10 protein-coding genes are annotated in these 15,799 nt (G+C 53.8%); 2 read left to right on the top strand and 8 right to left on the bottom strand.

Annotated elements, in window-relative coordinates; translation table 11 throughout:
* Positions 1-29: 29 nt before the first annotated feature.
* The 6 genes from PS2015_RS11065 to PS2015_RS11040 all read right to left on the bottom strand — a co-directional run bounded on the left by PS2015_RS11065 (position 30) and on the right by PS2015_RS11040 (position 8,370).
* On the bottom strand, positions 30-1,019 hold the full coding sequence (locus PS2015_RS11065; RefSeq protein ID WP_058022299.1) for an FAD binding domain-containing protein: 990 nt from the start codon (positions 1,017-1,019) through the stop codon (positions 30-32).
* A 10-nt stretch (positions 1,020-1,029) separates the two neighbouring features.
* On the bottom strand, positions 1,030-3,468 hold the full coding sequence (locus PS2015_RS11060) for a xanthine dehydrogenase family protein molybdopterin-binding subunit (protein WP_058022298.1): 2,439 nt from the start codon (positions 3,466-3,468) through the stop codon (positions 1,030-1,032).
* On the bottom strand, positions 3,465-4,052 hold the full coding sequence (locus PS2015_RS11055) for a (2Fe-2S)-binding protein (RefSeq protein ID WP_237113316.1): 588 nt from the start codon (positions 4,050-4,052) through the stop codon (positions 3,465-3,467). The genes PS2015_RS11060 and PS2015_RS11055 overlap by 4 nt, the downstream gene beginning before the upstream one ends.
* A gap of 157 nt (positions 4,053-4,209) precedes the next feature.
* A complete protein-coding gene (locus PS2015_RS11050) occupies positions 4,210-5,415 on the bottom strand; it encodes an E22 family MetX-like putative esterase (RefSeq protein ID WP_237113315.1) in 1,206 nt (401 codons plus the stop codon).
* 4 nt (positions 5,416-5,419) lie between these two features.
* The gene (locus tag PS2015_RS11045) at positions 5,420-7,042 is read right to left on the bottom strand and encodes a long-chain fatty acid--CoA ligase (RefSeq protein ID WP_058022297.1); all 1,623 of its coding nucleotides are present in this window, start codon (positions 7,040-7,042) and stop codon (positions 5,420-5,422) included.
* Positions 7,043-7,065: 23 nt separating this feature from the next.
* On the bottom strand, positions 7,066-8,370 hold the full coding sequence (locus PS2015_RS11040; protein ID WP_058022296.1) for a GntP family permease: 1,305 nt from the start codon (positions 8,368-8,370) through the stop codon (positions 7,066-7,068).
* A gap of 160 nt (positions 8,371-8,530) precedes the next feature.
* On the opposite strand from PS2015_RS11040, the gene PS2015_RS11035 reads away from it, so the two are divergent.
* A complete protein-coding gene (locus PS2015_RS11035) occupies positions 8,531-10,816 on the top strand; it encodes a TonB-dependent receptor (protein WP_058022295.1) in 2,286 nt (761 codons plus the stop codon).
* Positions 10,817-10,933: 117 nt separating this feature from the next.
* A complete protein-coding gene (locus PS2015_RS11030) occupies positions 10,934-11,650 on the top strand; it encodes a response regulator (RefSeq protein ID WP_058023288.1) in 717 nt (238 codons plus the stop codon).
* Here the strand turns inward: PS2015_RS11030 and PS2015_RS11025 are convergent.
* Together PS2015_RS11025 and PS2015_RS11020 are read right to left on the bottom strand one after the other, a co-directional pair.
* Positions 11,627-15,007 (bottom strand): hybrid sensor histidine kinase/response regulator, encoded by a 3,381-nt coding sequence (locus PS2015_RS11025; protein ID WP_058022294.1) that lies wholly within the window; start codon positions 15,005-15,007, stop codon positions 11,627-11,629. The two genes, PS2015_RS11030 and PS2015_RS11025, sit on opposite strands and share 24 nt — an antisense overlap.
* 378 nt (positions 15,008-15,385) lie before the next feature.
* Positions 15,386-15,682: a hypothetical protein gene (locus PS2015_RS11020; RefSeq protein WP_058022293.1), complete on the bottom strand. Its 297-nt coding sequence runs from the start codon at positions 15,680-15,682 to the stop codon at positions 15,386-15,388.
* Between the last annotated feature and the right edge of the window lie 117 nt (positions 15,683-15,799).

Genomic DNA, 15,799 nt, shown 5'->3' with positions numbered 1-15,799 from the left:
CGGAGTTTATTTATCAAGCAGTTTATCGATCAGGCGGTCAGTGCCCGTTTAACAAGATTATCCATCATTGGAATCTTGTAGTGATTACGGGCGAGGGGCTTGGCGCCCTGAACAGCCATACCGGCAACCATGTCTGCAGTAGCCTGATTACGCGGGCGGCCACGAATTGCACGCTCAACTGAAGTCAGGCGACGCGGTGTACACTCCACAGCACCGCACACCAGTCTCGAGTCGGCAATGTTGCCGCCTTCAATGCGCATGGCGGCTGCAATACTGACCAGAGCAAAGTCCCAGACATTTCGATCTGCTACTTTTTCATAGTAGAACTCAGCGTTTGCCCACTTGGCGGGGATCCGAACAGCCGTGAGGATTTCGCCTTCACGCAGCACAGTGGTGTTCTCGATGTCGACCGCCGGGCCCACAAAAAAGTTCTCAGCTGCAACCACGCGTTGACCACCGTTACGGGCTATGACCATTTCGGCTTCAAGTGCCACCAGCGCGGGCGCTGTGTCACTCGGTGTTACTGCCACACAGCGGCTGGCATTAAACAACGCGTGTTCGCGGTTCTGTGCTTCAGGAGTATCTGCATAGCAAAGGTTGCCACCGGCACGGTAGCAGTCCAGACCGCGGCGGTAGTACCAGCAGCGCACGTCCTGAGCCACGTTACCGGCAATGGTGCCGACATTACGGATCTGTGGGCTGGCCACCACGGATGCGGCCTTGGCCAGCAACGCGTAGCGTTCCTTGATCAGTGAGTTATTGGCTACTTCAGTCAAAGTAGTCAATGCCCCAATTTCGATTCCGTTGCTGGTCTCACGTATCCCGCGCATTGATTCGATTCCATTAAGATCGATTAATGCTTCGGGACGCTTGGCGCGATCCTTGATCCACCCGTAGGTGTCCTGGCCGCCGCCCAGCAACCACCCTCGATCAGCTAAACGTGAGGCGAGGGCTAAAGCGTCCTCTACCTGTACCGGCTGATAGAGGTCCATTTCTGGCATATTGTCATAAGCTGGCATAGTTTAAACCTCAGAATGTATTCGATTTCAGATCGCCGGTATTGAAGCTATCCAGCCCTGCAACGTGATTCACAATCATGTCAGGGGTAACCGGGTAGCGATTGAACTGGTGTCCCAATGCATCAGAGATGGCACTGGCAAGTGCCGCGCAGGCGCTGCCTTGTGCCGGCTCACCCACACCGCGTGACCCCATCGGGCTTTGCGGGTCAGCCATATTAGTGGCATCACTGTGGGTAACATGCGGGATATCCAGGAATGTCGGAATCTTGGCCTGATACAGTCCGATGTTGGCCGGCAGTCCGTTCTGGGTGTCATACACCAGACGTTCGTAGCCTGCCAGGCCAACACCCCATACGCCACCACCGTTCATGCTCTGGCGGAAGCCCATCGGGTGAATGATGGTGCCACAATCTGCCACGGCAGTGTAATCGAGGATGTCGTATTTGCCGGTCATGGTATCGAGCTCGATTTCCATGAAGCCGACAGTGAATGCCGGGACGGTACCGCTGTGGCGAGAGTCCTTGGCTACACCAATCAGCCCTGTTCCGGCAAGACCTTCTACGGCACGCTTGGTGACCGGATTCAGATCGTCAGGATACTGCTGACCGCTATATTCGCCACCCATTGACACGGCACGTTGCGCCGCCTCGGCATAGGTCAGACCCTGGTCCGGATTGCTGGTCAGGAACACCCGCGCTCCGTCAATATCGTAGTCGTCAGGTTCACCACCCAGCTCACTGGCAGCAATCGCTTTCAGTTTGCGCAATGCATCCTGCGCGGCTACGTAGTTTGTGCGCACTTCGGTGAACATGGTGTTACTGCCTGCCTGGAAAGTGCTGTAGGGCAGGTGAAGATCGGTATTGCCGCGAACAATTTCACAGTTTTCCCAGTCTACCTTGAGCACTTCTGCGGCCGTTCGGACGACTGCAGCGTAAGAGTAGGTGCCCAGGTTGCCTACACCTGTATGCAGGTACAGTTTGCCGTCCGTGCCGATACGGCACAATCCGTCATATCCGCTGGCACCGGCAGAGTGATAGCCCATACCGATTCCAATGCCAGTCACCTTGTTGCCGTTTCGACGTCCGGACAATTGTCTTTTCTCTTCCCAGCCAAACATCTCTGCCGCCTGAGCGATCGCCTGCGGCATCCAGGCGCCAGTCAGGGTCCCGCGCTGCGGGCCAATCAGGCCGTTGCTGTCGGGCGCATTCATGATTCTGACCTGTGCCCGGTCCAGTCCGGCCTGTCTGATGGCTTTGTCGAGAATCGGGTCAAGCACAGTTGCCATCTCGTTCTCACCGGGCCCGCGCTGGGCGGCTCGAGGTGAGGTGTTGGTATACAGTGATACACCACGGAAGCGCATCGCTTCGGGCTGGACCATCAGTGAAACGAAACGTGCAGCGCCAGAACCACTGGCCCCGCCGCCAGCACCGGCATCACCAATTACGATGACATCCACTGCGCCAACTTTCCCGTCAGGTTTCAGGCCCAGCTTCATGAGGCCCTGCATACCAGCTCGCGCGTGCCCGATGTAAAATTCTTCTTCACGGGTTATGCGCAGTTGTACCGGACGATTGATCTTGCGGGCCAGATGGCCGGTAACAGCCATGATGGGATACGGGAAGATCTTGCCGCCGAAACCACCGCCGGTGTATTCGTTGATGAAGACCAGATTGGCCGGGTCAATGCCCAGCATGCCCGCCAGCGGAGCAACAGCGATTGTGTGACTCTGCAGTGAACCGTGGAAGTAGCAGCGACCGTTTTCCCAGTATGCCATGCCGCTGCGCGGTTCCAGCGCGTGGTGGGGTTGGCCTATGGTAACAAATGGCTCTTCAACGATGACCGAGCACTCAGCAAAGGCTGCATCCAGGTCACCAAACTCCCACTGATCTCCCCAGGTCACGTTGCTCGGCTCGCGGCCGGCGCGGAAGGCGGCAACGGCGTCGCGAGACCATTTGATCTCGCCGACATCGGTACCGGACTGAGTTGTGCCTGCTGCGGCTGCTGCGGCGTTGCGAATCAGGGTATTACCATTTGGATAGGGGTTGGGGCCGCCTTCGACCAGAGTGTCCAGGGGATCAACAACAAACGGGCGACGTTCGAATTCGATCCGGACTTTCTCAATGGCATTCTCAGCAATCTCTTCTGTCACGGCCGCAATTGCGAGAATCGGCTGTCCCAGATAGGCGATGACATCGGATGCCAGCGGGGGGTTTGCGGGTGGGGCCGCCTGCGGCAGGTCCTCGGTAGTCAGGATACCTACCACGCCTTCCATTGCCAGAGCTTCTGAGTAATCAATACTGACAACCCGGCCAGCCGGCAGCGGGCTGGTCAGCAGTCGGGCGAACACCATGCCTTCTTTTTTGAAATCTTCTGCATAGCGCGCCGTACCGGTGACTTTGGCTTCGATATCCGGTGGCGTAAAGTTTTTACCTATGTGCTTGTATGTCATGATAATTGCCCCGAGGCGCGCATCACGCCATTCAGATAGTGATCATAAGCGCCGCAGCGACATAGGTTGCCGGCCAGAGCCTGGCGGGCTTCCTCCCGAGTCGGCCGCGGATTGGTTTTCAGCAGCGCCACAGCGGACATGATCTGTCCCGGTGTGCAGAAACCACATTGCGGGCTTAGCTCATCAATGAATGCCTGTTGTACCGGATGCAGGCTGCCGTCGGCGGCTCGCAAACCCTCCACTGTTACAACGGCGCGATCCTTGACCGAGTGTGTCAGCATGGAGCATGCGTAATGCGTGACGTCGTCAACGGTGACGGTGCAGGCTCCGCATTCGCCGCGATTGCAGCCGATCTTGGTGCCCGTCAGGCCCAGCTTGTAGCGCAGGGTATGAGCAAGTGTTTCCTGGGGAGTCACGTCAACGCGGCGCGTTCGGCCATTGACATTCAGTGAGATCAGGCGTTCTACGCCACCGGCAGGTCTTGAAGCAGCCGATGCGAGATAAAATCCGGCGCCACTGGATGCGGCAGCTCCGAAAAATATGACGCCCTTGATAAATCGTCTGCGGGTCAGTCTAGAGTTCACGGATGAATTCTCCATTTATTATTAAAGATTGATGGAGGCGGGTTTTTTGTACTCAGTACTATAATATTTTATTGCCTGTAGTACTAGGCTATGCCTGATTGCCAAAAGGATCAAGTTCTAATACAAAAATGTCACAATTTGTGGTGATTTGGCAGCGTCAGTCCGTGGACAGGAACTGCTCGATCAACTCTGCCTTTTGGTCAATCAGATAGACTCCGTCCAGATGCCCCCAGGGGCCGTCAATCTCCTCATAATAGCTGGTTTTACCCAGTTCCATAAGGGTTTCATGCGCTGTGCGTGCCAGATAAGGCTGCAACAAAAGATCATTGCTGGCCGGCAGGAATAATGTCTTGGCGCTGACCCGCGACAGACCAGCGCGCAGGTTTTCGGAAAAACCTGCCATAAACAACTGGTTGGCGCGCACCAGGTAAAGCACATGGTTGGCATCGGCAAAGGTGGTCCTGGCATCTGCAGCGGCATTCAGTTGATCCACCACGGTGAAGTTGGCGCGAATATCATGCAAGGGAGCGGATTCGCCCGGACCACTAGCGGCGTACAACTGGTTAAACATCAATGGGTGCATGGCCTGTAAAGTCACCATGCCAAGTGCCTGACGCAGTCCGGCCAGCGGCGCCTCGCCACCATAGTAATCGCCGTTGTTCCAGTTGGGGTCGGCCAGAATCGGATTGGCCCATTGTTGCAGTGTGGCGATGGTCCATGGATCTACGGCGCCCCCGCCAATGACGGAAATCACGCGTTCGACGAAATCCGGGTAGGCGGTTGCCCAGTCCAGGGCCTGCAGCGAGCCCATGGAAGCGCCTATGACAGCGTGCAGGCGGCTGATACCCAGGCTGTCCAGCAAGGCTTTTTGAACATTGACAAAGTCGCGGATGGTGACAACCGGAAAGTCCAGCCCGTACGGCTCGCCGGTGGACGGATTGATGCTGGCCGGACCGGTCGTGGTGACCAATGGATTGTGAGGTTCCTGGTTAACCAGTGTGTCGGAACTGATGACGTAGTAGCGGTTGGTGTCGATGGCCTTGCCCGGCCCGATGATGCTGTCCCAGTAGCCGGGCAGAGCGTCGTCTTCGGTGTACCGGCCGGCGGCATGGCTGTTGCCAGAGAAGAAATGGGTAATCAGAATGACATTGTCTTTATTGGCATTCAGCTCCCCATAAGCTTCCCATCCAATATTCACAACAGGGATCTCTGAACCGTTGAAGGTTTGAAAATCGTGTGTGCTGAAGGTCTGTTTATTGACCAGTCCGACTGAATTGTCGTCTGCAGCAGCTAAGCAGACTGCGCCTGACAAGACTGTTGCCAGACCGATCATTTGGCAGAACACTTTGAATGACTGATTCATCGCATTAACTCTCCAGTAAGATAGTGCCATACTGCTCGCGCAGTTCGTTTTTAAGGACTTTGCCTGTGCCCGTGCGGGGCAGGGATTCAACAAAAATCACCCGGTCCGGCATCCACCAGCGTGCGATTCGCCCGTCCAAAAAGCGGCTGATGTCTTTTACATCGATATCAGCATTTGTGTTTTTGACCACCAGCAATACAGGCCGCTCGTCCCATTTTTGATGTTTTGCACCGATAACTGCGCATTCGCTGACCGCCTCATGCTGACTGACGATGCTTTCTATTTCCAGCGAACTTATCCATTCCCCACCGCTTTTTACAACATCTTTAATGCGGTCAACTACGCGCAGAAAACCCTTGGCATCGATGGTGGCAATATCCCCGGTTGCCAGCCAGCCATCGGGAAATGCACTCATGTCGGAGTTTCTGTAATAGCTGCTGCAGATCCACGGACCCCGGACTCTCAGCTCGCCTGAGGTGACGCCATCGTGGGGCAGGGCATTGTTGTTTTCATCAAAGATTGCCAGGTTGACATTAAAAGCTGCGCGCCCGGCGGTGGCCTGCAGTTTATGACGCTCGGCCAGCGGCAGTGCCATGACGTCGGGCGTGGGCGGCAGCGAGGTGGCCAGGGGGCCGGTTTCCGTCATGCCCCAGATGGGTTGCCAGTAGACATTATGGTGTTTGTGATAAAGCGCCACCATACCAAGTGGTGACGCTGCACCGCCGACGCATACCCTTTTCAGATACGTGTTGCGAATACCGTGTTCCAGCCAGTAATTGTGCAGGGTCAGCCAGACTGTGGGTACACCCAGTCCGATGTTGACCTGTTCCTGCTCAATCAGCTCGGCCATGGATGCGCCGTCCATGCCGGCGCCGGGCAGTACCAGTTTGCAGCCGACTAATGGGGCTGCATACGGGGCGCCCCACGCTCCGGCGTGGTACATGGCGACCATGGGCATGAGCACTGCGTCCCTGGACAAATCGAGCAGCTCGCGCGACGCAGTGGCCTGGGCATGCAGGACCATGGCGCGGTGCGAATACAGCACGCCTTTTGGATTGCCTGTTGTCCCTGATGTATAGCACAGCGCTGCAGCCGTATTTTCATCGAGCAGCGGCCAGTTGTAATGCTCGTCCTGGGCGTTCAGCAAATCTTCGTAGCAGTACAGACCGTCAAGTCCGCAGTCAGGCATGTGCGCGCGGTCAGTCATCACAACAATGCCTTTCAGCGTAGGCAACTGATCTGCAATGCTCTCCAGAATCGCAATAAAACTGAGATCAACAAAGATGAACTGATCTTCGGCATGATTGATGATGTAGGCAATCTGCTCGTGAAACAATCGCGGGTTGATGGTATGCAGAATAGCGCCGATACCAGAAACGCCGTAATAGAGCTCCATGTGCCGATGGGTGTTCCACGCCAGTGTGGCGATGCGGTCGCCAGGTTTTACGTTCAGCTGTTGCAGCGCATTGGCCAGTTGTGCACTGCGCTGCCAGATTTCGCGATAGGTACTGCGGTGCAGATCACCCTCGATGCGGCGGGAAACAACTTGCTGCTCCGGGTGCTGTCGACGTGCGTGATCAAGCAGGTCAATGATCAACAACGGCGACCGCATCATATTGCCATGCATTGCGTACTCCTCATGGAATTTTTTCAGAACAGATTGAACAGCAGTATGGCAAGTGCGAGACCCAGCAGCGGGACGACCACAGTGACCGCGCCTACGGCCCAATAGGCATCTTTGTGAGATTCGTTGCAGATGCCACGAATGGTAGTGACCACGTAACCGTTGTGTGGCAGAGAGTCTAAAGCGCCGGATGATATGGCCACCACCCGGTGCAGTTGCTCAGGATTAACGCCCAGATCCAGATAGTGCGGGGCGACTGCCGGTAAAGCGATAACCTGGCCACCCGACGCGGAGCCGGTCAGTCCGGCAATGGCGCTGACAGCAATCGCGGCGCCAACCAATTCATTGCCGGGTAAGGATGTGACGGCAAGCACTGCCATATCAAAGGCTGGCGTGGTGCGCGCAACGCCACCAAATCCAACAACCGCTGCGGTATTGCCGATTGCAACCAGTGCACCAGTGGTGGCATGACCCAGCGCGGCATGCAGATCCTTGAAATAGGTCCAATTGATGATTGTCAGCGACAGAACCCCACCCAGCAGGGCGACAATCAGCGCGTTCTGCATCAGTGAATCGTGATAAACAAAGGACAGGCCAAGTACGACGCACAGCGGCAATAATCCAGTCAGCGGATGCGGCAAATTGCGTTCGCTGACTGTCGGGTCTGACGCGCGTTCCAGAAATCGTTCGCCCCGGCCAACAGCGGTAGCGATGATGCGCTGCAGCCACCAGTACCCAAATACTGCCATAAAAACCGCAACAACAAGACTGACTTCCCAGGCAGCATAAGGTGTGGTGCCCAGATACTCCATCGGAATCCAGTTCTGAATTTCCGGTGAGCCGGCCGAGGTCATGGTAAAGGTGACCGAGCCGAAGGCCAGGGCTGCCGGTATAAACCGCCTGGGCAGATTGGCTTCTTTGAACAGGCTCAGCGCCATGGGGTAGACCGCAAAGGCCACAACAAACAGGCTGACACCGCCATAAGTAAGCACGGCGCAGGCAATAACCACGGCTAATACGGCGCGCTGTTTGCCCAGTCGGCCGGTGATCCATGCGGCGACGCTGTCAGCCGCCCCGGTGTCTTCCATGAATTTGCCAAAAATGGATCCCAGCAGAAACATAAAAAACCATGAGGCAATGAATCCGGTAAACCCGCTCATGTAGCTCTGGACAAAATTGACATCATCGGCAAACAACGGGATACGGCTGGTGAGAGCGACCAGCAGAGCGCATAAAGGGGCGCTGATAAACAAATTCCAGCCGCGCAGGGTCATGACAATAAGCAGGGCAAGGCCACCGACCAGGCCGACTAAACTGATGACTTCTGACATGTTGCCCTCTCGTCTACTGATGATTGCTATGGTTATTTCAGTGAGGGTTATTGTTCACGAATGCATCTGCGCAACCCATAGTACTATGGTACAGGTCACAAACCTCGAGACTTGCAGTAAGGTGGCTGCCGACCAATAAAAATCACGGGGAGCCATTTCGATGCAACAGACATATTTCAAACATTCAGCCTGCGCCCTGGCCGTATCAGCCGCGATCAGCGGGCTGGCCACCCCGGCGCTGGCCCAGGACAGCACACAAAGTGAAGGCCGTATACTGGAAAGCATAGAAGTAACGGCGCGCCGCACTGTTGAAAACATGCAGCGAGTGCCGTTGGCCGTCACGTCTATCGGTGAAGGCGATATTGAAAATCGCGGATTGCAGACCATTCTTGAAGTTCAGCAGTTTTCACCGAATACCACCTTGCAGGAAAGTCGTGCAACTAATTCCACCCTGACAGCATTCATCCGCGGTGTCGGTCAGGAAGATCCGTTGTGGGGCTATGAATCGGGCGTGGGCATCTACATTGATGATGTTTATATAGCACGTCCTCAGGGTGCAGTTCTGGATATACTGAACGTTCAGCGTGTAGAGGTGTTGCGTGGGCCTCAGGGTACCCTATATGGAAAAAATACAGTAGGCGGTGCCTTGAAATATGTTACCCAGCGCATGAGCGGCGACGCCGAGCTGGATGCCAAACTGACACTCGGTAACTACGGTCAGCGTGATCTCAAGCTGGTCGGCCAAGTCCCGGTCTCAGATAAGCTTTATCTGGGTTTTGGATTCGCTGACCTGACTCGCGATGGTTACGGAAAATTCCTGGTTAGTGACCTGCCAGGTCAGGATCTGGAGAACTACAACAAGGATCTGCAGGCGTTCCGGGTGACCGCAGAATATGCACCTGCGGATAACCTGTTTATTCAGTTTGGTTACGACCAGACGGATGACAAGTCCAACTCCAAGGGCGGTTACCGTTTGCTGCCCAGTCTTTTGACTGATTCGGCTCCGGTTCCGGACAGTATTTACGATTCTTATACCAGTCTGCCAACCAAAAATCGTGTTGAAACCGAAGGTGTCAATCTAACAGTCACCTGGGATGTCAACGAACGTACCACACTCAAGTCGATTACTTCGCAGCGTGAAAACTATTCGCCGGTGAGTATTGATTTTGATAACACGCCACTGCGTATTTTTGATGTTCCAGCCATCTATGATGATGAATGGTTCACCCAGGAGCTTCAGCTGAATTATCGCGCTGAGAACTGGAATCTGGTGTCCGGCCTGTATTATTTTGACTCCGAGTCATGCGGTGTATTTGATGCGATTCTGGAAGGACTCGGACAGTCTCTGGGGCTGCCAGGTCTGACCCGTGAAGTTTCAGGCTGCAGCAACAGTAAAAGTACTGCAGTCTATGCTGATGGCACTTACCGTTTAAATGAACAATGGAGTATCAGCGGTGGTTTGCGTTACACCAAGGATGAAAAGGATTCTTTGGTGCGTAATGGCCTGATCTTTTCGACAGTCTATCCCGAATCCGGTTGGGTTCCCGGGTATGTGCGCGCCCCCGGTACTGGAACGCCAGTTGTACTGGATGATTCAGAGAACTGGTCGAAAGTAACACCACGAATCAGTGTCGAGTTCCAGGCTAATGACGATACCATGTATTACGCCAGCTACAGTGAAGGCTTCAAGTCGGGTACCTTCAACCCACGTGCCGAGCGCGCCGAACCGGCAGCCGATCCAGAAGATGTACAGTCGTACGAAATCGGCGTCAAAACTGATGTCACTTCAACGTTCCGGCTGAATGCGGCAGCTTTTATGCTGGATCACAAGAACCGCCAGTATATTTCTGTGATTCCTGACCCTGATAATGCGGCGGCACTGAATCAACGTCTGGGAAATGTCGGTGAGTCCGATGCAACTGGCGCTGAATTCGAGTTCACCTGGCTAGCCAGTCAGAATCTGAGTGTGTTCGGCAACATCGGCTTTATCGATGCCAGTTTTAACAATGTATTCAGCTTTGACGCGAACCTGAATCGTATCGATATTACTGATAATTTTGTCATTACCAATACACCCAAGCGCACCATGAATCTCGGTTTTACCTATGATATGCCGATCTCGACTGGAGGGCTGGTATTCACAGGTAACTACAATTACCGCAGCAAATACAGTCTGACCGAGCTAGGCAACGTGCTTGAACAGGATGGTTATGGTGTGCTGAATATTGGTGTCAACTGGCTCAGTGATGATGGTAAGTGGTCAGTTGGCCTGCATGGCAAGAACCTCACCAATGAGGAGTTTCTGGTCGGTAACTACGCCTTCCTGGGTGCCGCTGATGCGTCGCTGCCGAATGGTTATGCACCGGGACTTGGCGGCGATACCACATTGATTGGTTATTACGGCGCACCGCGCACAATCAGTCTGTCAATGGGCTATCGATTCTGATTGACCGGTCAGCTCTACGACCTTTGCCACCATGATGAAGATCATGGTGGCATTTTTTTTGTTGCTGGTTTAATTTGGTGTAAACCTGTTGATCAGCCAGTTTCAGATGAACAAACGATGACGCTATCTCACCCAGATGCTACCGACGCACGAGCTTCGGAGCCTTCAAAAGTAGTAATTGCTGATGACCACCCTTTGTTCAGGGCCGCTTTGCGACAGACTTTGAGTGCTACGCTGAATGCGGGTGTGCAGGACGCTGCTTCATTTGCAGAATTGATGCTCTGTCTGGAAAGCAATGCACAGATTGAGTTGGTTTTTCTGGATCTGAATATGCCGGGGAACCACGGTCTGGCTGGACTGACAACAATCAGAAATCAGTTCCCTGATGTGCTGGTGATCGTTGTTTCCGCCAATGAGCAACTGGACGTGATTGCCCGTTCCATGAGCTTTGGCGCCAGCGCCTATGTCCCGAAATCAACACCATTACCCGAAATCATTCTGGCGGTTGAGGCAGTGCTGGCTGGCGACAGCTGGTTGCCGTCGCACCTGCTTACTGCGCTGAGTAATCGGCCCAATCGATTGCATCAGGAATTTGCCACTAAACTAGGTCAACTGACTCCTCAACAGTTTAAAGTGCTGCGATGCATCGCTGATGGACTACTTAATAAACAAATAGCTTTTGAATTGCAGGTTCAGGAAACGACTGTCAAACAGCATGTTTCGGCTATTCTGCGCAAGCTGGGTGTTATAAACCGAACTCAGGCGGGTGTCCTTTTTCACGACATGCTGCGCGCTGATGATGAGGATAATTTACCAGCTCAGGACACTTTTTAGCAGTCTCTTAAGCGCTGCCTGTTTTACGGGTTTGGGCAGGAACATGGCCTTGACCTGCACTACCTGCTCACGAATATTTTCGTCCGGGTCGGCGGTGCTGAGTATGGCTGGTATGTCTGAGCGATATCGATGCCTCAACTCTGTTATAGCTTCAGTCCCGACATCATGATCTGACAGGTGGTAATCGATAAACAGCAGGTCAGGCTCTTTTTCGAGCTGCAGGGCGTCTTGCAGTGTGGCACAGGCTGTCACCTTCGCGCCCCAGCCCTGGAACAATGAAGTCAAAGCATCCCGTATGTTGTCATCGTCATCCAATATCAGTACGTGGGTGTTATCCGGTACTGACCAGCGGGCCGCATCGTATGCGCTTCGGCGTCGCTTGAGGGTAGTGCTTTGCCAGTTGCGCACAGGCAAAGTCAGCGCAAAACAGGTGCCACGACCCAGTGTTGACTCCAGGCGCAAAGGGATTTCCAGCAGCTTGCACATGCGATCTACGATAGCCAGACCCAGCCCCAGTCCGGGATTATGATCCTGCTGATCCAGCTGTTTAAACTCCATGAAAATTTCCTGGAATTTTTCATGGGGGATGCCGCGTCCGGTATCCCAGACCTGCAGTTCAAGCTGCATGTCAGTTCTACGCCGGACACCGCAAACGACCCGTCCATGCGGGGTGTAGCGAATAGCATTGCTGAGCAGATTTTGCAGTATGCGTTGCAGTATCTTTTGGTCCGTATATACGACCGCCTGAGAGGGATGCATACGGAAGTCGAGTCCTTTGTCCTGTGCCAGCAGTTGGAAAGAAGCCTGCAAGGGTTGCATGATGTCCCATAGTGCTACGTCGTTCTTAATGGGCTGAAGGTTGCCGGATTCGAGTTTTGTCATTTCCAGCAGCATGGTCAGTAATTCTTCAGCATTCTGTAATGACTGCTGAATTTGCAGGGCCAGTCTGGATTCATCATGCTGCAGCCTCTGCAATAGCATCTCACAGAACAGACTGGCGGCATTAAACGGTTGCATCAGGTCATGGCTGGCCGCCGCAAAAAACCTGGATTTGCTCTGATGTGCGAATTCGGCGGCCTGTTTTGCTTCGGACAAGGCCTGTGTGCGCTCTGCAACCCGGGCTTCCAGCTCAGCGTTGATACGCCGGAGCTCATCCTGGGCAATGACCAGTTCGGTGATGTCTGTGTAAGTGGTGACAAACCCTCCATCAGGCATGGGATTGCCCTGCAGTTCGATGATCTGGCCCGATGGCTGCTGTCGCTGGTAGCGATAGCGGCTGCCGCTGCGCAAGTGTTCCAGTCGTTTGCTGACCTCCTCTTCGATATTGGCATCAGGCGCGCCGAACAGTCCCCGGCGGGCATTAAAGTTGAGGATTTCTTCAATGGCCACACCCGCTTTTATCAGTCCGTCGGGATAGTCAAAAATTTCCAGATAGCGTTGGTTCCAGGCTACCAGGCGCAGCTCCTTATCGATGACGCTGATGCCCTGCGGTATGTTTTCCACAGATGCCTGCAACAGTTCGCGATTGAAGCGATAGAGTTGTGAGGCTTCCGATGCCCAGTCAACGACCTCATCTACAGCATCCGCCGAGGTTCTGGCCAGACTGCTGATCAGCAAACGGCTTGCAGAGCTACCGATGGCGCCGGCAAGCTCTCGTTCCATCCTCGCCAGCAGCGTTGGGTGCACCAACTTTTCATCCGGTTCGTCGGCAATGGTTAAGCCCAGACGTCGGTCAAGGCCGCTGGCATCGGCCGGGTTGACAAATCGTGACAACACGGCACGCAGCTTTCCCCAGGTGACTTGCTGACTGTCATTAGGCAGAGCGGATTCCCGATCCGGACGGGTGAAGTGTCTGGCCTGATTTTGTTCCAGTGCACTCTGTCGAGTCACCAGCGATACAACAACGTAAATGGCTATATTGACGGCCAGGCTGATCACTACGCCATCACTGATGGCTTTGTCAGACAGAATAACAGCCGGGTTTATGGATGGCAGCAACAACGTGAAAGTCCACACTCCCGTGCCCGAGAGAAGTCCGGCGATGGCTCCGCCGAGATTGGCGCGTGCCCATAACAGCCCACCAAACATGGCGGGTGCAAGCTGCGAAACCAATGCCATGGCTATCAGGCCGTTGCTGACCAACGGCACCCCGCCTTGTGTCAGCTTGTGATAAATGTAGGCAAGCACAACGATCAGCAGCATGGTTAGCCGCCTGGTCAGCAGAATATCGCCAGGCATCAGATTCGATATGAGTTTGCCAGGGCGTCTTGAGCGCAGCCACAGCGGTGTGATCACGTCATTCGAAATCATGATGCTCAAGGCCAGGGTGGCCATAATGACCATGCTGGTTGCAGTGGAGAGCCCACCTATAAAGGCCACCAGACTGATATCCGGCCTATCGGCAAGAATGGGCAAGGAAAGCAGAAAGGTATCCTGCGATTGTGCCTCGGGAGCCAGTAGCATGCCTCCCATGGCTATTGGCAAAATGAAAAAATTGATGGCAAACAAATACAAAGGAAAGGCCCAGCGCGCTTTTTTCAGTTCCTCGGGGCTGTTGTTCTCGATGAAGTTGACCTGAAATTGTCTGGGTAATACAAACATGGCCAGTGCGCCCAGCAACATGTGAGTGAGGTAGATATAAACCCCGTTTTCTTTTGGTTGCAGCATCGTCCGCGCAATCGGGTCTGCCGCCGTCTGTACAACCAGATCGTTAATGCCATCAAACAGTTGGTAACTGACAAACATGCCTACTATGGCAAAAGCTGTCAGTTTTACGACGGATTCGAAAGCAACTGCGTCCATCAAACCAGAGTGCTGCTCTGCCAGACTCAGTCGTCGGGCACCAAAGAGGATGGCGAAACCGATCATGGCAAGCGCAACCGCTGCCGCCAGATCCATGAACCAGGGAGCGAGTGCGGGCCCCATGCCGGTCACCGCGGCAAAACTGGCGGCAACGGCTCGCAATTGCAATGCGATATATGGAATCAGAGCTACCAGGCAGATCAGCGCGACAACGGCAGCGAGCATGGGTGATTTGCCATAGCGGGAGCCGATCAGGTCGGCGATGGATGTGAGGTTTTGCTGCTTGACCAGCTTCAGCATTTTAATCTGGAACTGGTGGGCGAACAGAAAAATACAGATGCCACCCAGGTAAGTCGGTGCAAACCACCAGCCATACTGCGCGGCCTGTGTGACCGTGCCATAAAACGCCCAGGTCGTGCAGTGCACACCCAGCGCCAGCGTGTAACGCCAGGGGCGAATCCCTTGGGCGGAACGTCGCTCACCATAGGAGGCGATACCAAACAGCAGTGTCAGGTATATAAAGGCGGCGCATAACACCAAGGGTATAGACAGCATCCGCAGACTCGTATTATCAGGTTCCTTATGGGTCCCTCATGCTAGCGCGTTGCAAACAGTTTTTCGAACTATTCGAGCCAAATAGGCAGGACGTTATTGGCAACCCTGATGATATCCGCAGTAATCATTAGACCGACAGCAAGCCACTGCCTGATCGGGACAGGCTCTTTGAGCATAGATCTCAGCCATGAAACGGTAGATTGAGATGGTATGAGAAATAAAATGAGCCCTGATGAGCTAAGCGCGTCGAGCCAATTGCCATACGTAATGCTCTGAATTAAATTGATCGATGAAGGCACAAGCAATACAAAAAGCAGAACATGAATGAGTGAAAGCCTTCTCACAAGCCTGTGCCTCCATACTGAGTGATAGAAAAGATCAGGAACCTTGTCGGTAATACGGATGGCCGTCGACAAAATCCTGCAGGCCTAACATTGAATTTCCCTGGCTATTAATCGCCTCACTGTAGCTGCCCCACGCTGAGTTTGCCCAATCAAGGGTCTGATCAAAATCACGTACCATGGTAAATACGGTGTATCCAATAGTTAATGGACCCCAAAATCTTCCACCATTGGCATTTATTACTTCAGATTGCGCAAGCTCTCTCATGAAATACTCAATTACTTCACATATTGTTGAAAATTGATTATTGAGCTCTCTTTCCAGAGGAGTCATTAGGGTTATAGCTGAGTATTCAGCTGTTTTCCTGATTACATTTAAAAGTTGTCAGTTGCGCTCGTAAGTCGTGCAGACGGTTGTGGTAAAATCTGGTCCTTTCTAAGAATATAAATT

Origin of the sequence: Pseudohongiella spirulinae (genome assembly GCF_001444425.1) — a bacterium.
Taxonomy (GTDB): domain Bacteria; phylum Pseudomonadota; class Gammaproteobacteria; order Pseudomonadales; family Pseudohongiellaceae; genus Pseudohongiella; species Pseudohongiella spirulinae.
This window is presented reverse-complemented; position numbering and strand designations above follow the sequence as displayed.